The sequence below is a fragment of the Nocardioides sp. BP30 genome (assembly GCF_029873215.1).
Lineage (GTDB): Bacteria > Actinomycetota > Actinomycetes > Propionibacteriales > Nocardioidaceae > Nocardioides.
In genome coordinates this window covers 2989969-3013543 of the sequence record NZ_CP123620.1, presented here as the reverse complement: position 1 = coordinate 3013543, position 23575 = coordinate 2989969, and the positions used below count along the sequence as shown (strand labels likewise).

The 23575-nt window shown below is 71.0% G+C and carries 23 protein-coding genes and 1 tRNA gene; 17 read left to right on the top strand and 7 right to left on the bottom strand.

Going from position 1 to position 23575, the window contains the following annotated elements:
- Position 1 precedes the first annotated feature (1 nt).
- The 3 genes from P5P86_RS14255 to P5P86_RS14245 form a co-directional block, all read right to left on the bottom strand.
- On the bottom strand, positions 2-484 hold the full coding sequence (locus P5P86_RS14255; RefSeq protein ID WP_280608108.1) for a flavodoxin family protein: 483 nt from the start codon (positions 482-484) through the stop codon (positions 2-4).
- 13 nt (positions 485-497) lie between these two features.
- Complete coding sequence (locus tag P5P86_RS14250) at positions 498-896, bottom strand: pyridoxamine 5'-phosphate oxidase family protein (RefSeq protein WP_280608107.1); 399 nt, start codon at positions 894-896, stop codon at positions 498-500.
- A gap of 71 nt (positions 897-967) precedes the next feature.
- Positions 968-2083, bottom strand: coding sequence for a GNAT family N-acetyltransferase (locus tag P5P86_RS14245; RefSeq protein WP_280608106.1), 1116 nt, complete (start codon positions 2081-2083; stop codon positions 968-970).
- Between the two features lie 142 nt (positions 2084-2225).
- Between P5P86_RS14245 and leuA the strand changes: the two genes are divergently transcribed.
- Entirely contained in the window at positions 2226-3974 is a 1749-nt protein-coding gene (gene leuA / locus P5P86_RS14240) for a 2-isopropylmalate synthase (protein WP_280608105.1), read from the top strand.
- 36 nt (positions 3975-4010) lie between these two features.
- On the opposite strand, the gene P5P86_RS14235 is transcribed toward leuA, so the two are convergent.
- Together P5P86_RS14235 and P5P86_RS14230 are read right to left on the bottom strand one after the other, a co-directional pair.
- Complete coding sequence (locus tag P5P86_RS14235) at positions 4011-4835, bottom strand: endonuclease/exonuclease/phosphatase family protein (RefSeq protein ID WP_280608104.1); 825 nt, start codon at positions 4833-4835, stop codon at positions 4011-4013.
- Positions 4836-4915: 80 nt separating this feature from the next.
- Positions 4916-5680, bottom strand: a complete 765-nt coding sequence (locus tag P5P86_RS14230) for an ion transporter (protein WP_280608103.1) — start codon at positions 5678-5680, stop codon at positions 4916-4918.
- An 18-nt stretch (positions 5681-5698) separates the two neighbouring features.
- Between P5P86_RS14230 and recO the strand changes: the two genes are divergently transcribed.
- The 5 genes from recO to P5P86_RS14205 all read left to right on the top strand — a co-directional run bounded on the left by recO (position 5699) and on the right by P5P86_RS14205 (position 9951).
- On the top strand, positions 5699-6430 hold the full coding sequence (gene recO / locus P5P86_RS14225) for a DNA repair protein RecO (RefSeq protein ID WP_280608102.1): 732 nt from the start codon (positions 5699-5701) through the stop codon (positions 6428-6430).
- A gap of 135 nt (positions 6431-6565) precedes the next feature.
- Positions 6566-7357: an isoprenyl transferase gene (locus tag P5P86_RS14220; protein ID WP_446724944.1), complete on the top strand. Its 792-nt coding sequence runs from the start codon at positions 6566-6568 to the stop codon at positions 7355-7357.
- A 31-nt stretch (positions 7358-7388) separates the two neighbouring features.
- Positions 7389-8294 carry a metal ABC transporter solute-binding protein, Zn/Mn family gene (locus P5P86_RS14215; protein ID WP_280608099.1) on the top strand — a complete coding sequence of 302 codons (906 nt, stop codon included), beginning with the start codon at positions 7389-7391 and terminating at the stop codon, positions 8292-8294.
- Positions 8291-9133 carry a metal ABC transporter ATP-binding protein gene (locus P5P86_RS14210; protein ID WP_280608098.1) on the top strand — a complete coding sequence of 281 codons (843 nt, stop codon included), beginning with the start codon at positions 8291-8293 and terminating at the stop codon, positions 9131-9133. Before P5P86_RS14215 ends, P5P86_RS14210 begins: the two co-directional genes overlap by 4 nt.
- On the top strand, positions 9130-9951 hold the full coding sequence (locus P5P86_RS14205) for a metal ABC transporter permease (RefSeq protein ID WP_280608097.1): 822 nt from the start codon (positions 9130-9132) through the stop codon (positions 9949-9951). Before P5P86_RS14210 ends, P5P86_RS14205 begins: the two co-directional genes overlap by 4 nt.
- A 1-nt stretch (position 9952) precedes the next feature.
- On the opposite strand, the gene P5P86_RS14200 is transcribed toward P5P86_RS14205, so the two are convergent.
- Positions 9953-10390 (bottom strand): Fur family transcriptional regulator, encoded by a 438-nt coding sequence (locus P5P86_RS14200; protein WP_280608096.1) that lies wholly within the window; start codon positions 10388-10390, stop codon positions 9953-9955.
- A gap of 139 nt (positions 10391-10529) precedes the next feature.
- Here P5P86_RS14200 and P5P86_RS14195 point away from each other — a divergent pair, with 139 nt between their 5' ends.
- From P5P86_RS14195 to P5P86_RS14155, 9 genes are all read left to right on the top strand, one after another.
- Positions 10530-11924: a glycine--tRNA ligase gene (locus P5P86_RS14195; protein WP_280608095.1), complete on the top strand. Its 1395-nt coding sequence runs from the start codon at positions 10530-10532 to the stop codon at positions 11922-11924.
- 30 nt (positions 11925-11954) lie between these two features.
- Positions 11955-12779 carry a hypothetical protein gene (locus tag P5P86_RS14190; protein ID WP_280608094.1) on the top strand — a complete coding sequence of 275 codons (825 nt, stop codon included), beginning with the start codon at positions 11955-11957 and terminating at the stop codon, positions 12777-12779.
- 55 nt (positions 12780-12834) lie between these two features.
- The gene (dusB, locus tag P5P86_RS14185) at positions 12835-13959 is read left to right on the top strand and encodes a tRNA dihydrouridine synthase DusB (protein WP_280608093.1); all 1125 of its coding nucleotides are present in this window, start codon (positions 12835-12837) and stop codon (positions 13957-13959) included.
- Positions 13960-14095: 136 nt separating this feature from the next.
- Complete coding sequence (locus P5P86_RS14180; protein WP_280608092.1) at positions 14096-14965, top strand: VldE C-terminal domain-containing protein; 870 nt, start codon at positions 14096-14098, stop codon at positions 14963-14965.
- Positions 14966-15023: 58 nt separating this feature from the next.
- Entirely contained in the window at positions 15024-16265 is a 1242-nt protein-coding gene (locus P5P86_RS14175) for a deoxyguanosinetriphosphate triphosphohydrolase (protein WP_280608091.1), read from the top strand.
- The gene (locus P5P86_RS14170) at positions 16262-17176 is read left to right on the top strand and encodes a 2-hydroxyacid dehydrogenase (protein WP_280608090.1); all 915 of its coding nucleotides are present in this window, start codon (positions 16262-16264) and stop codon (positions 17174-17176) included. The genes P5P86_RS14175 and P5P86_RS14170 overlap by 4 nt, the downstream gene beginning before the upstream one ends.
- Positions 17176-17982 carry a carbon-nitrogen hydrolase family protein gene (locus tag P5P86_RS14165; protein ID WP_280608089.1) on the top strand — a complete coding sequence of 269 codons (807 nt, stop codon included), beginning with the start codon at positions 17176-17178 and terminating at the stop codon, positions 17980-17982. The genes P5P86_RS14170 and P5P86_RS14165 overlap by 1 nt, the downstream gene beginning before the upstream one ends.
- 9 nt (positions 17983-17991) lie before the next feature.
- Positions 17992-19932, top strand: a complete 1941-nt coding sequence (gene dnaG / locus P5P86_RS14160; RefSeq protein ID WP_280608088.1) for a DNA primase — start codon at positions 17992-17994, stop codon at positions 19930-19932.
- Between the two features lie 91 nt (positions 19933-20023).
- Positions 20024-20096, top strand: a tRNA-Asn gene (locus tag P5P86_RS14155).
- 110 nt (positions 20097-20206) lie between these two features.
- Here the strand turns inward: P5P86_RS14155 and P5P86_RS14150 are convergent.
- Complete coding sequence (locus P5P86_RS14150) at positions 20207-20371, bottom strand: hypothetical protein (protein WP_280608087.1); 165 nt, start codon at positions 20369-20371, stop codon at positions 20207-20209.
- On the opposite strand from P5P86_RS14150, the gene P5P86_RS14145 reads away from it, so the two are divergent.
- Together P5P86_RS14145 and P5P86_RS14140 are read left to right on the top strand one after the other, a co-directional pair.
- Positions 20370-21140: a hypothetical protein gene (locus P5P86_RS14145; RefSeq protein ID WP_280608086.1), complete on the top strand. Its 771-nt coding sequence runs from the start codon at positions 20370-20372 to the stop codon at positions 21138-21140. The genes P5P86_RS14150 and P5P86_RS14145 overlap by 2 nt on opposite strands.
- Positions 21141-21663: 523 nt before the next feature.
- The gene (locus P5P86_RS14140; RefSeq protein WP_280608085.1) at positions 21664-23484 is read left to right on the top strand and encodes a glycoside hydrolase family 43 protein; all 1821 of its coding nucleotides are present in this window, start codon (positions 21664-21666) and stop codon (positions 23482-23484) included.
- Positions 23485-23575: the final 91 nt, after the last annotated feature.

Genomic DNA, 23575 nt, shown 5'->3' with positions numbered 1-23575 from the left:
GTCAGTCGGCGAGCAGGGCGGCAAGGGTGCCGCCGAGCTCGTGGGCGGCCTCGCGATGCTCGTCCTCGAGGTCACCGATGATCTCCAACACCGGCGCGGCCTGTTTCCATGCCAGCGCCGAGACGATGCTCTGCACCGATCGGACGGCCCCGGTGGTGTCGTAGCGCCCGTGTACCCACAATCCGTAGGGCTGACGACCACCCGCCGAGCGGGCACTGCCGTCGTCGCTCAATGCGCCGCCGATCTGCAGGAAGACGGTGTCGAAGAAGTGCTTGAGCGCGCCCGACATGTAGCCGAAGTTGGCCGACGTGCCGAGCAGGAAGCCGTCGGCGGCGAGCACGTCCTGCGCGCTCGCCTCCAGGGCGGGGCGGACCACCACCTCGACGCCGGCGACGGCGTCGTCCCGGGCCCCCGCCAGGACGCTCTCGGTCAGCGCCCGAGTGGTGGGCGTGGGGGAGTGGTGGACCACCAGCAGGCGTGCCACCGCCGCGGTCGCCTCAGTCCTCGGACAGGCTCTTGCCGGTGATGACGTCAGCCTTCACCTGCAACCACAGCGGGCGTACGCCGGCGGCCCAGGAGCGCAGCTCCTTCACCTCGGCCGGTACGTCCTCGTCGTGGTAGAACGCCTCGGCCCGGCCGCGCAGCACGACGCTCCAGCCCACGTGCGTCCCCGGGTCGAGGTCGTCGATCTCGACGGCGACAGGGCTCTCGTCGGTCTGCTCGGCGATCGAGGAGTGCGCTGTCGTGCGCATCCACAGCGCACCGTCGTGCGTGACGTAGTTGACCGGCAGGATCTCCGGCCCCGCGCTGGTGTTCCAGGCGATCCTGGCCAGGTCGCGCGTCTCGAGCCGCTCCCAGCACTCGGCTTCGGTGAGGTCCACGAGGTGTCGTCCCATGCCGCCAGTCTGGCAGAGCGGCGCACCCGATCCCAGGGCGTCGCGCCGGCGGTGCCGGCGCGCGCCGACCTTCAGTGCAGGCGTCGCCGCAGCTCGACCTGGACGCCGGCGATCCGGCTGCCGAGCCGGTCCAGGACGGCCACCACGTGCGTCGCGCTGGCCGGCACCGAGGACTGCGCCACCCGCACTCGCGGGCGGTCCATCTGGATCCAGCTGAGCAGGTCGCCGAGCATCAGGATGCCCAGCCGGTTGCCCCGGTGCTCCGGTTCCACCCGTACGTCGCCGTCCGCGGCGTGTTCCGGCGTCGCCTCGGCGACGGTGAGCTCGGCGCTGCCCGCGGCGGCGCCGTTGATGAGGTGGCGGGCACGGACCCGGTAGATCCGGGCCCCGTCGACGTCCTCGCTCTCCCGCAGCACCTGGTAGGAGGCGCCGTAGGAGGACGCGTCGTCGGTGATCCGGCGCCTGCGCTCGGCGGTCGCTGCCAGGTCGAGGCGGCGTACGGTTCCGGGCGTCCCGCGCTCGCCGAACCCTCGCCGCCAGAGGAACTCCTCGGCCTCCGAGGCCTCCCAGACCGTGGCGGCGACGACGGTGCAACCTTCGTCGGCGGCCCGGGCCAGCGCACGCGACAGCAGCTCCCGGCCCAGGCCGCTCGCCCGGTGCTCGGCCGCGACCGAGCCGTGCAGGACGGCGATCCGCTCCACCGCCCCGTCCGGATCGGTGGCAGCGTCCTCGGCGCGGCGGCTCACCACACTCCAGCCCACGGGGTGGACGAGCGCCCGGGCGCCCGGGCCCGCCACCCATATCCCGATGCCATGGCGACGCAGCGCGGCGAGCAGCGCGGGGCCCGAGATCGACGCCACGTCGCGCCCGGCCCCGATCAGCTCGGCGCGGTCGAGCCTGGCCAGCCGGTTCGCGAGGTCGAGGGTGACGGCGTCGGGATCGACGGCGACGATCTCGTACGGTTCCTCGGCAGGCTCCTCGGCAAGCTCCTCGTCGGGCTGCGGGACGAGCTCCTGGCCGGGCTCCTGGCTGGGCTCCTGGCCGGGCTCGCCGGTCGCGACAGGGGTGTCCGGCACGCCGTTCGCGACGGCAGGCTGAGAAGGGGTGACGGGGGCGTCGCTGCGGGCACGGAGCCGGCTCGACGCACGCGCGAAGAACTTCACGATGCGGGCATCGGCCGCAACCACCGCGACCTTTGGGGTAACGTAGCCTCGTCATGATGAGCGCGCTGCTTCTTCTTAGCTGCCGCGGCGAGGTCTGAGAGCCGGACCCCTCGCCGCGGAGGTTTCGCGCGTGCGCCGGCACCCGATCCCAGCTGAGCGAGAGACCATGACCAACCTGAGCAACAGCCGCAACTTCCAGAAGCCGTCGCCGATGCCGTTCGGCCGCTACACCGCGTTCGTGCCCGTCGACGTACCGGACCGGACCTGGCCGACGAAGAAGATCACGAAGGCCCCGCGCTGGCTCTCCACCGACCTGCGCGACGGCAACCAGGCGCTGATCGACCCGATGACACCGGCGCGCAAGCTCACGATGTTCGAGCTGCTGGTGCGGATGGGCTACAAGGAGATCGAGGTCGGCTTCCCGAGTGCGAGCCAGACCGACTTCGACTTCGTGCGCAAGCTCATCGAGGAGGACCGCATCCCCGATGACGTCCAGATCTCGGTGCTGACCCAGGCCCGCGAGGATCTGATCGAGCGCACCGCCGAGTCGCTGGCCGGGGCACCGCGCGCGAGCATCCACCTCTACAACGCCACCGCCGAGCTGTTCCGGCGGGTGGTCTTCGGCGTCACCGCCGCCGAGTGCATCGGCATCGCCACCCGCGGCACCGAGCTGGTGATGAAGTACGCCGAGAAGTACGTCGGCGACATCGTCGGCACCGGTGACTTCGGCTACCAGTACAGCCCCGAGATCTTCACCCAGACCGACACCGACTACGCCCTCGAGGTGTGCGAGCGGGTCTCGGACGTGTGGCAGCCGGAGCCGGGTCGCGAGATCATCCTCAACCTGCCGGCGACCGTCGAGATGTCGACGCCGAACACCTATGCCGACCAGATCGAGTACTTCGGCCGGGGGCTGACCCGCCGCGACGTCTCCGCCATCTCGCTGCACCCGCACAACGACCGCGGCACCGCCGTCGCCGCCACCGAGCTGGCCCTGATGGCCGGCGCCGACCGGGTCGAGGGCTGCCTGTTCGGTCACGGCGAGCGCACCGGCAACGTCGACCTGGTGACGCTGGGGATGAACCTGTTCAGCCAGGGCATCGACCCGCAGATCGACTTCTCCGACATCGACGAGATCCGTCGCTCCGTCGAGTACGCGACCAACCTGCCGGTGCACCCGCGTCACCCCTACGCGGGCGATCTGGTCTACACCGCCTTCTCCGGCTCCCACCAGGACGCCATCAAGAAGGGCCTGGAGGACCTCGACCGGATCGCCGCGGAGCAGGGCCGACCCGTGGGCGAGATCCCGTGGGAGGCGCCGTACCTGCCGATCGATCCCAAGGACGTCGGCCGCACCTACGAGGCGGTCATCCGGGTCAACAGCCAGTCCGGCAAGGGCGGCGTCGCCTACGTGCTGAAGGCCGAGCACAAGCTCGAGCTGCCGCGCCGCGCGCAGATCGAGTTCAGCCGCGTCATCCAGCAGCACACCGACGCCGAGGGCGGCGAGGTCAGCCCGGACAAGATCTGGGACATCTTCCGGGCCGAGTACCTGGACAAGGAAGCGCCGCTGAAGCTTAACTCGGTGCACACCTCCTCGGCGGCGGGCGAGAAGGACGCGCTCACCGTCAACGTGTACGTCGACGGCCAGCTGCAGACCCTCGAGGGCTCGGGCAACGGTCCGATCGCGGCGTTCGTGGACGCGCTCAACAACATCGCGGCCGAGCAGAGCCGGGACTGGGACATCCGGGTCCTGGACTACGCCGAGCACGCGCTGTCCTCGGGCGGCGACGCGCTCGCTGCCGCCTACGTCGAGTGCTCGATCGACGGCGCCATCTACTGGGGTGTCGGCATCGACGCGAACATCGTCACCGCCTCGCTCAAGGCGCTCATCAGCGCCGTCAACCGCGCCGGCTGATGCTGCGTCATGGTGTGCGGCGTCATGGTGTGCTGCTCAGAGGAGCAGCTTGGCGTGGTACTCCCGATGGTGGTCGGTGGCGGTCGTGTGAACGGCGCGGTAGCCGTGCGGCCGCAGGCCCGGGGTGGCGTACATCTGGTCGATCGGCAGGATGCGGTGGCAGCGCTGCCTGGTCGCGACCAGGCTGGACATCCCCGCACGGGTGAACGCGCACGCGGGTGTCCACTCGGCGTTGAAGTCGCCCGCCACGACGATCTGCCAGTCCGGGTGTCGGCGGCGCAGCTGCCGCAACCGGGTGACCTCCCGATCCAACGAGATCCGCCGCCAGGGCCCGGCAGAGATGCGCGGGTTGTGCACCGGCATCACGGCGACCTTCGCACCGGTGACCCGGTCGGCCAGCACCGGGATCGGCAACCTGATCCGCTGACCGTGGACGTAGCGGATGGTGAGGGACCCGCGCTCGAGGAGGGTGAACGCCGTGCGCCGGTAGAAGACCACGTTGTCGATGGCGTTGCCGCCGTCGACCAGCGCCCAGGTACTGCCGCCGAGACGGCGGAAGTCGCGCCGCTGGTCGGGCGCGGTCTCGGCGAGGACGCCGAAGTCGACATCGGCGCGGCGCAGGTGGGCGATGTCGGTGCGCATCCGCGAGCCTGCGGTGGCCCGGGCGTGCCGGTCGTGGTTGGAGCGCAGTGCGTTCATCCAGAAGAAGACCCGCGTCCGGCGCGGAGTCGTTGCTGGCTGGGCCGCCGCAGGCTGGGCCGGGACGACGACCGGTGGGGGCGCGGGAGCGGTGCCGTCGTCGGTGGGCGCCGGCTCGGCGGCAGCGGTGAGGGGGAGGACGGCGAGGAGTGCCGTGAGCACGGCGGAGCGCGTCGTCGTACGCCGGAGGTCCATGGTGCTCCCGATCGAACACCGGCCGGGTGACCTCGGGGTGGCGCCTCTCAGTCCTTCGAGCGAACCGCTTGCCGCAACTGGGTGGCCGAGTTGCGGATGATGTCGCCGATCAGCTCGGTGGTGCGCGGATCCTCCAGGGCGCCGTCGACGATGCGCAACACCGTGTCGGCGGTCATCTGGACGATCTCGTCGTGGAAGGGGACGTAGCGCAGCTTGCCGGTGGTGGGGTCGTTGCGGACCAGGTCGAGCACCATCGCCTCGAGCTCGGTGCGGTTCTCGTCGAGCGCGGCCTTCACGTTCGCGGCGTACGTGCCGGCCTGGATGACGTCGATGACCTCGTCGAGCACGGCGACCGTGATCGGCCGCTTGATCGTCTCGATGATCGGGTTGGAGAAGTGGTTGATCGTCTGGGCGGTGATCCGGTCCCCGAAGACGTTGTCGGTGCGGTCGGCGGCCCGGGCGAAGCGCGCGACCGCCACCAGGACGCCGAGCCACAGCGGGCCGTCGGGCACCAGCGGCAGCAGCGGTACCAACGCGATCACCTCCCACCAGTGTCGGCGCAGGTAGCGCCAGCCGATCCGGAAGCGCAGCCACCGCCAGCAGATCGCCAGGAGGAACAGCGCGCAGCCGATCGCGTCGGCGTACTGGAGCCAGGACGGGCTCGACAGGAGCAGCACGATGCCTGCGGCGAGGGAGACCCACGAGAGGATCACCAGCGCCCAGTCCAGCGGGCTCGCCGTCCGGCGGTAGCCGGCCCCCGCGACCGGTCGATGGGGGGAGACCGGGGTGGCGGTCGGCCGTGGGGCAGTCATGGCCGCACAATAGGAGACGTGCCCCTCTACCGCGACGATGCGATCGTGTTGCGCACCCACAAGCTGGGCGAGGCCGACCGCATCATCACCCTGCTGACGCGTCAGCACGGGCGGGTCCGCGCGGTCGCCAAGGGCGTGCGACGTACGACGTCGAAGTTCGGCTCGCGTCTGGAGCCCTTCACCCATGTCGACCTGCAGATCGCCGAGGGCCGCAACCTCGACACGATCACCCAGGCCGAGACGGTCGACCTCTTCCACGCCGGCATCGGTCTGGACTACGACCGCTACACCGCCGGCACGGTGATGCTGGAGACCGCCGAGCGGCTGGTGGTGGAGGAGCGGGAGCCGTCGGTGCAGCAGTACCTGCTGCTGGTCGGTGCCCTGCGCGCCCTGGCCGCCGGCGACGGCCGGCTGCCCGGTCAGGTGCTGGACTCCTATCTGCTGCGCTCGCTCGCTGTCGCGGGCTACGCGCCGAGCTTCGAGCACTGCGCCCGGTGCGGACTCGAGGGCCCGCACCGCTGGTTCAGCCCGTCGATGGGCGGCGCGGTCTGCACCACCTGCCGGGTGCCCGGCTCTGCGTCGCCCGCGTCGGAGACGCTCAGCCTGCTCGGCGCGCTGCTCTCGGGGGACTGGGAGGCGGTCGCCGCCAGCGACGAGCGCCACCGCCGCGAGGCCAGCGGTCTGGTCGCCGCCTACCTCGCGTGGCACCTGGATCGGGGCCTGCGGTCACTGGAGTACGTCGAGCGCTGAGCCGGCGCGCTCGCTGAGCCGTCCGCACTGCCCCCGCAGGTGGGAGCCTCCGGTACGCCGGCTCGTCCAGGGCGCGAGCGTTCGGGAGCGGCGCGCGGGGCCACCCGGACGGGTCGGGCCCGGTGGGCGATTAGGCTGCCCGACGTGCCGAAGCAGTTCCGCCAGCCGACCCCGCATCCCTCCGGCGCTACGCCGCCGCCGATCCCGCGGGACCTGGTCCCGCGTCACGTCGCCGTGATCATGGACGGCAACGGCCGCTGGGCCAAGGAGCGCGGACTGCCCCGCACCCGCGGTCACGAGGAGGGGGAGTCGAGCCTCTTCGACGTCGTCGAGGGCGCGATCGAGCTCGGCGTCAAGGCGATCAGCGCCTACGCCTTCTCCACGGAGAACTGGGCGCGCAGCCCCGACGAGGTCCGGTTCCTGATGGGCTTCAACCGTGACGTGATCCGGCGGCGTCGCGACGAGATGAACGAGCTCGGCGTCCGCGTGCGGTGGGCGGGCCGGGCGCCCCGGCTGTGGAGGTCGGTGATCAAGGAGCTCCAGGTCGCCGAGGAGCTGACCAAGGACAACGATGTCTGCACGCTGACGATGTGCGTGAACTACGGCGGTCGCTCGGAGCTGATCGACGCCACCCGTCGCATCGCCGCCGACGTCGCCGCCGGCCGGCTGCGAGCCGACAAGGTCGACGAGAAGGTCTTCGCCCGCTACCTCTACGTGCCTGAGCTGGCCGAGGCCGACCTGGTCTGGCGCACCAGCGGCGAGCAGCGGCTCTCCAACTTCATGCTCTGGCAGGCGGCGTACAGCGAGTTTGTCTTCACCGACGTGCTGTGGCCCGATGTCGACAGGCGGCATCTGTGGGCGGCCTGCGAGACCTACGCTCGCCGGGATCGACGCTACGGCGGGGCGCTGCCCAACGAACCCGTTTGACAGAAGTGAGAATCATTCTCATTATTGGAGGGTGAAGTCACCACGGCTCGTCGCCCTCGTCTCCGCCGTCCTGCTCCTGGCCCCGGCGCTGGCCGCGTGCGGCTCCTCGCCCCGGAGCAGCACCGACGTGGTCGAGGTCGTCGCGGGGGAGAACTTCTGGGGCGACGTGGTCCACCAGATCGGCGGCTCCCACGTGCAGGTCACCTCGATCATCACCGATCCCGACGAGGACCCGCACGAGTACGAGTCCTCGGATCGCAATGCGATCGCCGTCGCCACCGCGCGGCTCGTGGTGCGCAACGGCCTCGGGTACGACGACTTCCTCACCAAGCTGGTCTCCGCCTCCGGCGCGCACCCGAAGGTGCTCACGGTGGCCGACGTCGTGGGGATCAGCGGGACCGACGCCAACCCGCACCTGTGGTACGACGCACCCGATCTTCCCCGGGTCGCCGACGCGATCGCCTCCGAGCTCGCTGAGCTCGATCCGGCGAACAGGTCCGAGTTCGAGGCCAACGCCCGGACGTTCATCCGCAGCCTCGACCCGCTGCTGGCCGTGATCGGCCAGATCAAGAGCCAGTACGCCGGCACCCCCGTCGCCTACACCGAGCGCGTCCCCGGCTACCTCCTCCAGGCCGCCGGACTGCGGCTCGGCATCCCCGCCGGCTTCGCGCAGGCGGTGGAGGACGGCAGCGATCCGAGCCCACAGGACACCGTGGCGTTCAACGACGCCGTCAAGGACGGTACGGTCAAGGTGCTGCTGTACAACGCGCAGGTGACCGATGCGCAGACCACCGAGATCAAACGGTTGGCCACGGACTCCGGCGTACCCATCGTCGGAGTGACCGAGACGATGCCGCCGACCTACCCGCACCTGCAGGACTGGCAGCTCGCCCAGGCGAGGGACCTGCTCGCGGCACTTCAGAAGGCGAGCCGATGAGTCGAGGACCGGCGGTCCAGCTCGACGGAGCCGCTCTGCGCCGCGGTGACCGGCTGCTGTGGCGCGATCTGACGCTCGAGATCGCGGCGGGGGAGTTCGTCGCGATCCTCGGGCCGAACGGTGCCGGCAAGTCCACCCTGCTCAAGGTGCTCCTCGGGCTGCTCCCGCTCAGCGAGGGCACCGCCCGGGTCGCCGGCAGGCCGCCGCGGCGCGGCAGTGCGGAGGTCGGCTACGTGCCGCAGCAGAAGGGCTTCGACACCGATCTCGGCGCTCGCGGTCGCGATCTGGTGACGCTGGGGGTCGACGGCCACCGGTTCGGGCCGCTGCGGGCGCACGGCCGAGCGGCCCGGGTCGAGGCGGCCATCACCGCTGTCGGCGCCACCGCCTACGCCGACCGACCCATCGGCCGGCTCTCGGGTGGCGAGCAGCAGCGCCTGCGCATCGCCCAGGCGCTTGTCGGGGATCCGTCGGTGCTGCTGTGCGACGAGCCGCTGCTCTCCCTCGACCTCAACCACCAGCGCGGCGTGGTCGAGCTCCTCGACCGGCGCCGCCGTACGGCCGGGACGGCGGTGCTGATGGTCACCCACGAGATCAATCCGGTGCTGCCCTTCGTCGACCGGGTCGTCTACATCGTCGAGGGCCGGGTGGCCGTCGGTCGACCCGACGAGGTGCTCACCAGCGACCGGCTCTCCGATCTCTACGGCACCCGGATCGACGTCTTGCGGGTGCGCGACCGGATCGTCGTCCTGGGGGCCGAGACCGAGCCGCACCACGACCACGATCACTTCGTCGAAAGCCGCCGTCACGACGGCGACGCAGGGGAGTGGCACGCCCGGTGAACGACATCTGGACCTACCTGCACTACCCCTTCGCCCAGCATGCCCTGATCGCTGCCACCCTGGTGGCACTGGTCAGCGGCCTGATCGCGCCCTTCGTCGCGGCCCGGGACATGGCGTTCGCCGTGCACGGCAGCGCCGAGCTCGCCTTCCCGACGGCCGTCGCCGGCCTGCTGATCTTCGACGACGCGCTGACCGGTGCCCTGCTGGGCTCGGTGCTGGTGGCGGTGGCGATCGCCGTGCTCGGCAGCCGGCGCGGCGACGGCAACACGGCGATCGGCGTGATCCTGGCCTTCGGTCTGGGCCTCGGTGTCTTCCTGCTGAGCTTCTACCACGGCTACGCCAGCCAGGCGACGAACATCCTGTTCGGCTCGATCGTCGCCGTCACCGGCCGCGACCTGGCGGTGCTGGGGGCGGTGGCGGGGGTCGTCGGCCTGCTGGTGCTGGTGATCTACCGGCCGCTGTTCTTCTCCTCGGTCGATCCCGAGGTCGCCGAGGCGCGCGGGGTGCCGGTGCGTGCCCTGGGTCTGCTCTTCGTGCTGATGCTCACCGTCACCGTCACCGAGGTGGCCCAGGTCGTCGGGACGCTGCTGGTGCTGAGCCTGGCGATCACGCCCGCGGCCGCCGCCCGGCGCTGGACGGCGGCGCCGCTGCTGGTCTCGGCGCTCTCGGTGGTGTTCGCGCTGGTCGCCGCCGACGGCGGGTTCCTGCTCTCGCTGGCCTTCGTCGACTCCGGGGTGAAGGCGAGCGTGTTCATCACCTTCATCAGCTTCGGCCTGTACGTCGTGGCCCGGGCGGCGGCGCTGGTGCGGAAGGTCTGACTCAGGCCTTCGTCGCGGCCGCAGCAGCGGTCGCGGCGCACTCGGCGCAGGTCCCGAAGATCTCCACGGTGTGGTCCACGTCGACGAACCCGGCGTCGGTGGCCACCTGCGCTGCCCACGCCTCCACGGCCCTGCCCTCGACGTCCTCGGCCCTGCCACAGCTGCGGCAGACCAGGTGGTGATGGTGGTGGGCCGGCCCCTCGGCGGCCGACTCACCGCACAACCGGTAGGTGGTCTCGCCGCTCGCGGTGCGGATGACGTCGGCCTCGCCGGTCTCGACCAGGCCCTGCAGATGGCGGTAGACGGTGGCCAGGCCGACAGCGTCGCCGCCGGTGCGCAGGGTGGCGTAGACGTCCTGGGCGCTGTGGAAGCCGTCCAGGGAGCGCAGGGCGTCGCGGACGGCTCCGCCCTGCTTGGTCACGCGCTGAGATCGGGCCATGGTTCCAGCGTAACTGGTAATCGTTATCGCCACCCGATGGAGGCGCCGGCGTACGCGGTGAGCGGTCCCCAAGGAGCCTCGATAGGGTAGGAGCGCGTCACAGCCGGTGGCGCACGCTCCACTACCGATAGGACTCCCCGTGGCCAAGCCGCCCGCCTCCACCGTCGACCACGTCGTCTCGCTCGCCAAGCGTCGAGGCTTCGTCTACCCGTGCGGTGAGATCTACGGCGGTACCAAGAGTGCCTGGGACTACGGCCCGCTGGGCGTGGAGCTCAAGGAGAACATCAAGCGCCAGTGGTGGAAGTCCATGGTGCAGCTGCGCGACGACGTGGTCGGCCTCGACTCCAGCGTGATCCTGCCCCGCCAGACGTGGGAGGCCTCCGGCCACGTCGCGACGTTCACCGACCCCCTCACCGAGTGCCAGAGCTGCCACAAGCGCTTCCGCTTCGACCACCTGCAGGAGGCCTACGCCGAGAAGAAGGGGCTCGACGACCCGGATGCGGTCAGCCCCGCTGACATCGTCTGCCCGAACTGCGGCACCCGCGGCGCGTGGACCGAGCCGCGTCAGTTCTCCGGCCTGCTCAAGACCTACCTCGGCGTGATCGAGGACGAGTCGGGGCTGCACTACCTGCGTCCCGAGACCGCGCAGGGCATCTTCCTGAACTTCGCCAACGTGGTGACCTCGCAGCGGATGAAGCCGCCGTTCGGCATCGCGCAGATCGGCAAATCCTTCCGCAACGAGATCACGCCGGGCAACTTCATCTTCCGCACCCGCGAGTTCGAGCAGATGGAGATGGAGTTCTTCGTCAAGCCGGGTGAGGACGAGGAGTGGCACCAGTACTGGATCGACACCCGTACCGCCTGGTACCACGACCTCGGCATCCGCCCGGAGAACCTGCGGCACTACGAGCATGCCAAGGAGAAGCTGTCCCACTACTCCAAGCGCACGGTCGACATCGAGTACCGGTTCAACTTCGCGGGCTCGGAGTGGGGCGAGCTCGAGGGCATCGCCAACCGCACCGACTACGACCTCTCCACCCACGCCCAGCACTCCGGCGCCGACCTGTCCTACTTCGACCAGGCCAACAACGAGCGCTACGTGCCCTACGTGATCGAGCCGGCGGCGGGGCTCTCGCGCAGCCTGATGACGTTCCTGGTCGACGCCTACACCGAGGACGAGGCGCCGAACACCAAGGGCGGCGTGGACAAGCGCGTCGTGCTGCGTCTGGACAAGCGGCTCGCGCCGGTGAAGGTCGCGGTGCTGCCGCTGAGCCGCAATGCCGACCTCTCGCCGAAGGCGAAGGACCTGGCCGCGGAGCTGCGCCGCAACTGGATGGTCGACTTCGACGACTCCGGCGCCATCGGGCGCCGCTACCGCCGTCAGGACGAGATCGGCACGCCGTACTGCGTGACGGTCGACTTCGACACCCTCGAGGATCAGGCCGTCACCGTGCGTGAGCGCGACACGATGGCCCAGGAGCGCGTCTCGCTGGACCGGATCGGCGCGTACTTCGCCGAGAAGTTCCTGGCCTGAGACCCGGGGCGGGGGTGCATGATGAGCGCCATGGCTCGCCACGGATCCTCGTCGCGCCGCTCCTCGCGTCGGCTGCACGCGCTCGCGGCGGGAGCACTCCTGGTCGCCGGTACGGCGCTCAGCGGCTGCGGCGGCTCGTCCTCGGACGGCAACGGTGACGCGGCGAGCGGGTCGGCCGCCGTCTCCGCGAGCGGCACGGCCACGTCGGCCGGCGGCTATCCGACGGGAGTGCCTACCGGGATCACGCTGACCTCGCCGGGCACGGCGCTGCAGCTCGGACAGGCCGCGACGGTGGCCTGGCAGCCCACCCAGAAGCTCGTCGGTGTGCTGGACGTGACGGTGACGGCGGTGCACAGCACCACGCTGCGCAAGTCGTTCAAGGGCTGGGAGCTCGACGAGGCCACGAAGCAGACGGCGCCCTACTTCGTCACCGCGACGGTCCGCAACGCCGGTCGCAGCGACCTGGCGGGCGCCGCCGTCCCGCTCTACGGCTCGGCGGCCTCCGGTGCGCTGGTGGAGGCGTCCACCTTCGCGACCGACTTCAAGCCGTGCAGTCCCGGCATCCTGCCGACGCCGTTCCCGGCCGGTGCCAGCGCCCAGGTCTGCCTGGTCTACCTGGTTCCGGCCGCCGGCACCCTGAAGGGTGTGAGCTTCCGGCCGACCGAGGCGTTCGCGCCGATCGCCTGGACCGGCGCGGTCACCCCGCTGGGCAAGGGCGGCTCGTCCGGAGCGACCGGCTCGCCGAGCGTGGCGCCCAGCGGGGTGCCGAGCGGGCTGCCCAGCGGGTCGACGACGGCGTCGCCCGCCCCGGCCGGGAGCCCTGACGTGCACATGTCCGGCTCGCCCCTGCGCTGAGCATCTCGGCCGCCGCGGTTTGGGCGGGCAGCGGCCCGATGGCGAGAATGATCCCATGACGTCCTTGCGCCTCGGCAGCCTCGAGATCGCGACCCCCGTCGTGCTCGCGCCGATGGCCGGGGTCACCAACGCCGCGTTCCGACGGCTGTGCGCCGAGCAGGGAGCCGGGCTCTACGTCTGCGAGATGATCACCTCGCGCGGCCTGGTGGAGGGTGACCAGCACACCAAGGACATGCTCGTCTTCGACGAGCTGGAGACGGTGCGCAGCGTCCAGCTCTACGGGACCGACCCGGTCTACGTCGGCAAGGCCACCGAGATCCTGTGCGCCGAGTACGGCGTGGCGCACGTCGACCTCAACTTCGGTTGCCCGGTGCCCAAGGTCACCCGCAAGGGCGGCGGCGGGGTGTTGCCGTGGAAGCGCAACCTGCTGGGCGAGATCCTGCGTCATGCGGTCAAGGCCGCCGAGCCCTTCGGCGTACCGGTGACGATGAAGACCCGCAAGGGCATCGACGATGCGCACCTGACGTTCCTCGATGCGGGGCGGATCGCTGCCGAGAGCGGCGCCGCCGCGATCGCGCTGCACGGCCGGACCGTCTCGCAGGCCTACTCCGGGACCGCCGACTGGGACGCCATCGCCGAGCTCAAGGCGAGCGTGTCCGACATCCCGGTCCTCGGCAACGGGGACATCTGGGAGGCCTCAGACGCGCTGCGGATGATGGCGCACACGGGTGTGGACGGCGTGGTCATCGGACGTGGTTGCCTGGGACGGCCGTGGCTCTTCCGCGACCTTGCTGCCGCCTTCGGCGGTGAGCAGGTCGCGACCCTGCCGAACCTCGGCGAGGTGGCCGCGATGATGCGCCGCCACGCCGAGCTCCTGTGCGAGCACATGGGCGAGGAGCGCGGCTGCAAGGAGATCCGCAAGCACGTCGCCTGGTACCTCAAGGGCTTCGGCGCCGGCGGCGACCTGCGCCGCGACCTCGGCCTGGTCAAGACCCTCGCCGACCTCGACGCCCTGCTCGCGCAGCTCGACCCGAGCGAGCCGTTCCCGGTCTCCGAGCTCGGTGCGCCGCGCGGTCGCCAGGGTGCGCCGCGCGACAAGATCGTCATGCCCGAGGGCTGGCTCGACGACACCGACGGCGTCGGCTGCGCCATCCCCGAGGACACCGTCTCCGGGGGCTGAGCCACCGGCGTACGCGTCTCAGGACCCGGCTGGGGGATTTTCCGCCGCCGGAGTGCCTGTGTTGTACTCGTTGAAAGCCGAACCGACTCGGGACCGGTCGGCAGCCCCCCGTCAGCAACAGCAAAGGATCAGCGCTGTGGCCACTGGCCGCCACAAGCGGGACACCGATGCCCGCCCGTCGCGTCTGCGACGGACCCGTCTTCCCCTCCTCGCCGCACCCATCGCACTCGCGGTGACCGGCGGCGCCGTCGCCCTCGGGGTCGCCACCCAGGGAGCGACCAGCCTGGTCGCCAGTGACGCCTCCGACAGCCTGTCGCGGGTGGCGTCGAGCCCGTCCGCGAGCGCCTCGACGAGTGCCTCTGCCGTGCCGGTGGCGCCGTCGACGTCGGCGACCCCTGCGCCGACGCGGCGGCCGGTCGCCTCCCGATCGCTCTCGCGCACCCGGATGTACGCCGAGGTCGACCTCAACCTGTGGTCCGCCGCCGGCGACGCCGCCACGCTCGACGGCCAGCTGTCCGCCGGGGACCAGGCGGTCTACACCGGCATCCGGCGCAGCGGCCGCCAGCAGGTGGTCGTCGACGGCGAGACCCGGTGGGTCACCTCCGGTCATCTCTCGGGTGACAAGCCGGACCCGGCCGCCGGTGCGCTCTCGGACGCACCGTGCCCCGACGGCAGCGTGGAGCGGGGACTCAAGCCGCAGACCGTGCGGGTCTACCGGGCGGTGTGCCACGCGTTCCCCGAGGTCACCAGCTACCTCGGCTGGGGTGCGCGCTCCGAACACGACACCGGCAACGCCATCGACGTCATGGTCTACGGCGACAAGGCCCTCGGTGACCGGATCGCAGCCTGGGCGCAGGCCCACGCCGCCGAGCTCGATCTGTACGACATCTTGTGGTATCACCGCATCTGGACCCCCGTCCGGGCCTCCGAGGGCTGGCGGACGTTCGCCGATCGGGGCTCCGCGACGGCGAACCACATGGACCACGTCCACCTGGGAACGAACTGAGCCGGCGGGCCGCACCCGCCCGACCCGCTGTCGGTGCCTGGCCCTAGGGTCGGTGTCGATGGATGACCTCTACGACGCTCACGCTCGTGAGCGGCTCGTTCCCGAGCCGCCCAAGCGGGTCCTCGCGCCCGAGCGCACGCCGTTCGAGCGTGACCGGGCGCGGGTGGTGCACGCCGCCTCCTCACGTCGCTTGGCGGCGAAGACCCAGGTGGTCGGGCCGCAGTCGGATGACTTCGTCCGCAACCGGCTCACCCACAGCCTGGAGGTCGCGCAGGTGGCCCGCGACCTCTCGCGGGCGCTCAACGGCGGCCAGCCCGAGCTGGCCGACCTGGCCGAGACCGCCGCGCTCGCCCACGATCTCGGCCACCCGCCGTTCGGGCACAACGGCGAGGAGGTGCTCGCCGTCCTCGCGCAGGACGCGGGTGGGTTCGAGGGCAACGCCCAGACGCTGCGGATCCTGACCCGGCTCGAGGCGAAGACGTTCGATGCCGCCGGCGAGTCGGTCGGGCTCAACCTGACTCGCGCGACCCTCGACGCCTGCACGAAGTATCCGTGGGCCCGCAGCGAGCGGCCTGGGCCGAAGTTCGGCGTCTACGGCGACGACCTGCCGGTGTTCACCTGGCTGCGCGCCGGCGCTCACGCCCAGCAGCGGTGCGTGGAGGCCCAGATCATGGATCTCGCCGACGACGTCGCCTACTCGGTGCACGACGTCGAGGACGGCGTGGTCGCCGGTCGGATCGACCTGACAGCGCTGGACGTGGCGGCGGTCGGCGCCGCCGTACGGGCCACCTACCGCCCCGATCTGGACGACGCGCAGGTCGCTGCGACGCTCAAGGAGCTGACGGCGATCGGGTCGTGGCCGCTGCGCGGCTACGACGGCACCCGTCGCAGCCTGGCCGCCTTGAAGAACCTGACCAGCGACGTGATCGGGCGCTTCTGCGGGGCGGTCCAGCAGGCCACCTTCGAGGCGGCCGAGGGGCCGTTCACCCGCTACCGCGCCGACCTCGTCGTGCCGGAGGAGACGCTGCGCGAGATGGCGGTGCTCAAGGGCGTCGCGGCCCACTACGTCATGCAGACCGACGACCGGCGCGCGCTGATGGCTCGCCAGCGCGAGCTGCTGGCAGAGCTGGTCGCGGCGCTGCTCGACCGGGACGGCGCGGCGCTGGACCGGCAGTACGCCGAGGACTGGGCGCAGGCGCCCGACGACGCCGCGCGGTTGCGGGTGGTGGTCGACCAGGTGGCCTCCCTGACCGACGCCAGCGCCGTGGCCTGGCACGCACGACTGATCGGAGAGCGATGAACCCGCTGGTGTGGCTGCCGTTCGACCCCAGCGAGCTGGGCGAAGTGCCGTCCGGACTGCGCTACGAGGTGGTCGATCCCACCCGGGACGTGCCGGCCTCGGTGCGGGAGGTGGAGTTCTACGTCACGCCGTACAACATGGGGCCGGGCGTCGCCGACGTGCTCGCGCAGATGACCTCGCTCAGGGTGGTGCAGACGCTCTCGGCCGGCGTCGACAACATCCGGTCGCGCGTCCCCGACGGGGTCACGCTCTGCAACGGGCGTGGCATCCATGACACGTCCACCGCCGAGCTCGCCCTGACCCTGATCCTGGCCTCGCTGCGGGAGATCCCGACCTTCGTGCGCCAGCAGGATCAGGCGCGATGGCGGCGCGACGGCTTCACCGAGGCGCTGGCGGACAAGCGCGTCCTGATCGTCGGGTACGGCGCGATCGGCGAGGCGATCGAGTCCCGGCTGCTGCCGTTCGAGTGCGACGTGGTGCGGGTGGCGCGCTCGGCCCGGGAGGGGGTGCACGCGATCGCGGAGCTGCCGGAGCTGCTGCCGGACGCGGACGTGGTGGTGCTGATCGTGCCCTTGACCGACCAGACCCGCGGCCTGGTGGACGCGGCGTTCCTCGCCCGGATGCGGCCGGGGGCCCTGCTGGTCAACGTCGCCCGCGGCCCGGTCGTCGACACCGAGGCACTCGACGCTGCGCTCCGGGCCGGACGGATCCGGGCGGCGCTCGACGTCACCGACCCCGAGCCGCTGCCCGCCGATCACCCACTGTGGGCAGCGCCGGGTCTCTTGATCAGTCCGCACGTCGGTGGGGCGAGCAGCGCGATGTGGCCGCGCGCCCACCGTCTGGTCCGCCAGCAGCTCGAGCGCTTCGCCGCCGGCGAGCCGCTGGCCAACATCATGCGAGGCGACTACTGATGCTGCGCGTGGCGGCGGTGCAGGCCGAGGCACTGCCGGGTGAGGTGGACCGCAACCTGGCCTCGGCCGCCGACTGGGTCCGCCGGGCGGCCCGACGCGGTGCGGGGGTGGTCGTCTTCCCCGAGGCGTTCACCACCGGGTACGACGAGGCCGCCTTCGCCGACCTGCTCCACACCGGGCACCTGCCCGGCATCGACCTGGCCTGGGCGGCTCCCGTGCAGGCAGCGGTCGAGGACGGGGGAGTCACGGCGGTGCTCAACTCGCCGCTGGACCACGGCACGCACCGGACGCTGAGCAGCGTGGTGCTGCGTCCGGGCGAGCGGCCTGTCGCGGCGTACGCGAAGCAGCACCTCTACGCCTCCGAGCGGGCGTTCTTCACGCCCGGCGAGTGCGGGGCGAGCCTGATGACGGGGGAGCGCGAGCTGGCGCTCTCGGTCTGCTACGACGCGAACTTCCCCGAGCACGCCGCGGCGGCAGCGGGCGCCGACGTCTACCTCAACAGCGGCGCCTACTTCCCCGGCGGCGAGCACCGGCGCGACCTGCACTATGCGGCCCGAGCGCTCGACAACGGCGTCTACGTGGTCTTCGCCGGGCTGCTCGGGGCGCCGTACGGCTTCATCGGCGGGTCCGCCGTCTTCGATCCGGAGGGGCGCATCATCGACCGGGTGCCTCCCGGGACGGAGGGCCTGGCCGTGGCCGACATCGACCCCGAGCGGATCGCCGAGGTGCGCGGGACGCAGCGGATGTGGGCCGACCGGCGGCCGGGTCTAGGCGAGCGGCACCGGCTCGCTCCGGTGGGACCGTAGGATCTGCTCGTGCCAGGGAGGATCCGCGACAAGAGCATCCAGGAGGTGCGCGAGAAAGCGCGGATCGACGACGTCGTGAGCCAGTACGTCACGCTGCGCAACGCGGGCGGCGGCTCGATGAAGGGTCTGTGCCCCTTCCACGACGAGAAGTCGCCCAGCTTCCAGGTCACGCCCGCACGGCAGATGTTCTACTGCTTCGGCTGCCAGGCGGGTGGCGACGTGATCAGCTTCGTGATGAAGATCGACGGCCTCGGCTTCACCGAGACAGTGGAGCGGCTCGCGGAGAAGTACGGCGTGCCGCTCGAGCACGAGGAGGGCGACGGCCGCGAGGACCGCCCCCGGGGCCCGCAGCGTGGCAAGCTGATCGAGGCCCACCGGATCGCCGCCGAGTTCTTCGCCGAACAGCTGCTCACCCCGGCTGCGCTACCGGCCCGGCAGTTCCTCGCCGAGCGGAGCTTCGACCAGGCCGCCGCCGAGCGCTTCGGCATCGGCTTCGCGCCCACCGACGGCAAGGCGCTGCGCCAGCACCTGCGCGGTCGGGGCTTCTCCGAGGAGGAGCTGGTCGTCGGTGGCCTGACCCGCCACAACGGCTACGACGTCTTCCAGAGCCGGCTGATCTGGCCGATCCGCGAGTCGAGCGGCGACGTGATCGGGTTCGGCGCCCGCAAGCTCTTCGACGACGACCGGATCTCGGGCAAGTACATCAACACCTCCGAGACGCCGATCTACAAGAAGAACACCGTCCTCTACGGCATCGACCTGGCCCGCGAGGGCATGCGGAAGACCGGGCAGGCGGTGGTGGTGGAGGGCTACACCGACGTGATGGCCTGCCATCTGGCCGGGATCACGACGGCCGTGGCCACCTGCGGGACCGCCTTCACCTCCGAGCACGGCAAGGTCGTACGACGGTTCATGGCCGACTTCACCCAGTCCTCCGGGGAAGTCGTCTTCACCTTCGACGGCGACGCCGCCGGTCAGGCGGCGGCGATGAAGGTCTTCAGCGGCGATCAGGACTTCGTCTCGCAGACCTATGTCGCCGTCGCGCCCGAGGGGCTCGACCCCTGCGACCTGCGGGTCAAGCAGGGTGACGAGGCGGTCCGCGCACTCGTCGCCGGCCGACAGCCGCTGTACCGGTTCGTGCTGGGCAACGTCTTGGCCAAGCACGACCTCGACCGCGCCGACGGCCGGGTCGACGCGCTGCGCGAGGGTGCCCGGCTGGTCTCCAGCGTGCGCGACCGGTCCAAGGTGGACGCCTTCGCCCGCGAGCTGGCCTCGATGGTCGGCGTCGATCCGGAGCAGGCCAGCGCCGAGGTACGACGCGCCGGCGCCCGGGATGCCCGGTCCAGTGCGACGGCAGCAGGCGGCGTCCGCCGGGACGGCGTCGGTGCCGGGGGTGCCGCCGGTGTCGGGGGTGCCGCCGGTGCCGTTCCGCCCGGCACAGCGGAGGCGGCACCGGCGCGGCCGGCGACGCCGGACCTGCGCGACCCGCGCTTCGCCCTGGAGCGGGAGACGCTCAAGGTGCTGGTGCAGCACCCGATGGCCGTCGGCCGGCTCACCGGCGAGATCAGCGCCGCCGACTTCCAGCACCCCGCCTACCAGCAGGTCTGGGCGCTGATCGCCGCCGCCGGCGGACCCGGGGCCGGAGCCGGCGACGCGAGCTGGGCGGCGCGGCTCGCGGCGGCTGCCGGCACACCCCACCTGGCCGCGCTGGTGAGTGCCCTCGCCGTCGAAGCGCTGCCGTCGCGGCGGGAGGTCGACGCGGGCTACGTCACCGAGCACGTCGTCGCACTGCGGCAGGCATCGCTGCAGCGCCGCATCGCCGACGTGCACAGCCGCCTGCAGCGCACGAACCCGACCGACGACCCGGAGGCCTACCGGGCGCTCTTCGCCGATCTGCATGCGCTGGAGCAGCAGCGCCGTTCGTTGCGCGAGCGCGTCGGGATGCCCTGAGCAGCTGCTCCCCGAGCCGAGGACGGCCCCGATTTGCAGGTCTCACCCAAGGCGTTGCTAAGGTTTCGCCTGCTGCCGACGAGGTGGCTGATCCCCGATAGCTCAATTGGCAGAGCTTCCGACTGTTAATCGGACGGTTGTTGGTTCGAGTCCAACTCGGGGAGCAAGATGGAGGCGTGAAGACGCTGCTGACCTGCAGGAACGCAAGAACCCCAATCCGTGAAGGATCGGGGTTCTTTGCGTTGTTGACAAGTTATTGACGAAGAACCCTCGCTCAGACTGCCTCAAGCATGGTCAGGTTCGGCTTCGCGGTGGGCAGCACCGTCGCGGCAGCCGCTCCTGTCGGCACGGTCTTCCTCTTCACGTACCCGGCCTTATCGAGTACGACGGTGACTGGCTCAACCGGATGATCATGGATGACGACGACGTGCCGACCCATGACCCGCAGGCTCCTTGACTGCGGACAAGACGCTGGAGCGCGCTCTGTGCCGCGTGTCGAGGTCGTTCCGGAGGCGGTTGGACTCTTCGAGAAGGTTCGTCCCGCAGCGTGGGCAGGCGAGATCACGGTGACTGCGGCGCAAGGCATCAACCAGAAGGCGGTGTGTCGCGCAAGGCGGCAGACTGTGCGCATGGCGAAGCCCACGTCTCCAGCGTCGGAAAACGACGTCCTGTGGATATCTGACAATCCGAGGTACGGAGTCGTCCGACGGGTGCTCTTCTGTGGCGACTATGCGGCTCGGTTCGACGACCTGAACAGCGACTTCCGTGAGGTCGAGTTGGGCCTCTTCGAGCGCGGTGCCACAGGGTGGGAGAAGCTGAGCTCCCACGATGACGTCGACTATCCGTACGACGGCGGCTCGCCGTCCTACGGCGAGTCCGGCGGCTACCAGGTGTATGCCTACGGGCGGGCACAACCACGCGCGCGGGTCCGGATCGAGCTGTACGGCGGAGCCTGGACCGTCGAAGTGGATGCCGATGGATGGTGGCTGCTCGTGGCCGATGCGCCCCAGGAGGGCTTCGATGCGGCGATGGAGGCATACGACGCTCGCTCGCTGTCGATCAGGGCGGAGATCGAGGCGAGAGGTTCCTACTCGGAGTCGAGCGACGGCTCGGGGAGCGACGGCTTTATCGTCTACGAGCGCGCCGAGGACGTCCCGGTGGGACTCCGAGACGCCTTCCGCTCGCCGCTGCGGGTGACCGTCGAATGATCGGCCGAACGGATTGACGAAGAACTGACGAGTTAGTCGTCAATCTCGTGTGATTCGGCGTCCGGTCAGCACGCTGATTCGGGTAGTTGTTGAGCGGTGAAAGCGAGCGCTGTGGTCGTGCGTGATCGCGTGTAGATCTACTCGGACGGTTGTTGGTTCGAGTCCCACTCGGGGAGCGGAAAGAGGCTCTCTGACCTGCTGAGATGCAGACCAGGGGCCCTTTTGCTGTCGTGCTGCGCGCCGGGCGCGCACGGTCGCTGCGTGCTCCCGCTCGGTGGCCGACACGCACGACGCCGGCAACCGGGATGGGGACCTTGGTCCTTGATACTGTCCCGTGGCGGCACCGACGGGCCGCGGTCACGGGCACTGCGTGCACGACCGGCCGTAGCCCACCGCGGCGCACCGACGTTTCGACCCGGTGCCGGCGCGGCGGCGTCGCTCGCGCGGGCCACTCCACCCGGGCCAGCGCACCCGACCGCCCACCCAGCTCGGCTCGCCCCGAGCCCGCAACAGCTCGAGATACGTGACCAGCTTCCACTCGCTCGCCCGTCTACGCCGCCTCTGCACCGCAAGCCTCATCTGCCTCACCGTCCTGGTGACCACCTTCGTCATCCTCGCCGGCGCCGAAAGCCGACCTGCCGACGCTGGGACGAACCCGACGGTGGTCTCCGTCTCGGTCGACGGCGCCACCGCCGCAGCCGCGAACGGGAGCACGAGCACGATCAGCGTGTGCCCGCAGCCGACGAGCATCGACGTCCAGTTCCGCAACCGGGCCACCGGCGAAGCACTCAGCCACAGCCCCTACACGCTCGACTGGTACTCCCACGGCGTCAAGACCGGCCACATCGACGCAGCCACCGCGAACGACGGCCGCGTCGCCCGCACCCTGGCGCGCCCGGTCGGCGCGATCGAGGTCAGCGGCGAGGGCTACTCGCACTCGTTCGACCTCACCTACCGGGCCTGCAGGGTCTGGGTCTCAGGCGTGAGCGTCTCCGCGCCGTACGGCGTCCCGGGAGACCACCGAGCCCACGTCCGCGTCACGGGCACCCTGTACGCCGAGCATGACGACGGCACCCACGCGACGTTCCCGCAGGGACAGGTGACGGTGCGCGCGGGCGGCGCGGCCAGCCCGGCCGTGACCCTGCGCGCGAACGCCGCCGGCGTCTTCTCCGGTGTGGTCACCGTCCCGGCCACCTCGCCGTTGACCCTCACTCCAGCCGGCGCGCCGACCCCTCAGGTCCGTCCGGTCTCCTACGCCGGAGTGACCTGGGTCCTCGCCCCCACGACGACCGCACCGGTGCGAGTGCCCGCCTGGATGGCGCGGAAGCAGATCCGCTACAGCACGAGCCGTTCGTTCTCCCCGACCATCACCGACTACCGGGGCGGCTTCGCCGACCCGACGGTGATGCGGGTCGGCAAGACGTACTACGCCGCCTCGACGACCCAGTCGAACCTCAACCTGCCGGTGATGACCAGCGCGAACCTCGAGCGTTGGCAGCCCCGGGCCGCGCTGCCGAACTACTACGACTACTCGAGCTGGCGCAGCTACAACGAGGCCCTGACGAAGGCACCCGAGTGGGCCGCGAGCTTCGCCAGGCGTGAGAACGTGGAGCGGATCTCGCAGTGGGCGCCGTCGCTGGCTCGCGTGCACAAGCACCGGTACGTCGTCGCGTTCTCCGCGGCCACCCGGACCACCTCCGGTGATCGACGGCACTCCTGCATCGGTCTGGCCGTCTCCTCCGACCCGGCCGGCCCGTACCGGGCACGCAGCAGGCCGTTGTTGTGCGACCCGTCCACGCCGTTCGGCGTCATCGACCCCGACGTGTTCGTCGACCCGCACACCCACCACGCCTACCTGGTGTGGGCCGCCGAGGGGATCCCTCACCGACGGCGCGCCCAGCTCGCTATCAGGCGCCTGAACAATGCGGGCACCGGATGGGCGAAGGGGAGCCGACGGCACGACCTGCTCACCTTCACCCAGCCGTGGGAGGGCGTCATCATGGAAAACCCGTCGATGATCCGCTACCGCGGCACGCTCTACCTCTTCTACTCCGCCAATCGCTACCAGACCGGCCACTACGCCACCGGGTACGCCGTCTGCGGCTCCCTCGCCGGCCCGTGCACCAAGCCCCGTTCGAGCCCGCTCCTGGCCTCCCGGGGCGCGATCTCCGGCCCGGGCGGCGCGGACGCCTTCATCGACACGCGTGGCCGGCTACGGCTTGCTTACGCCGCGTGGACGCGCGGGCACACCGGCGATGAGACAGTGGGCCGACGTCTGCACATCGCGACACTGCACCGCAACGGGCACACCAAGCACCTGAGCGTCCGCCGGCTGACGCAGTAGCGGCCTCCCGGCGGATCGGCGATCACCCGTTTCCGGGGAGGATGCGGGCGCAGGGTCCGGTCCTAGGGTGCTCGGAAGGCGGAGCCGCTCG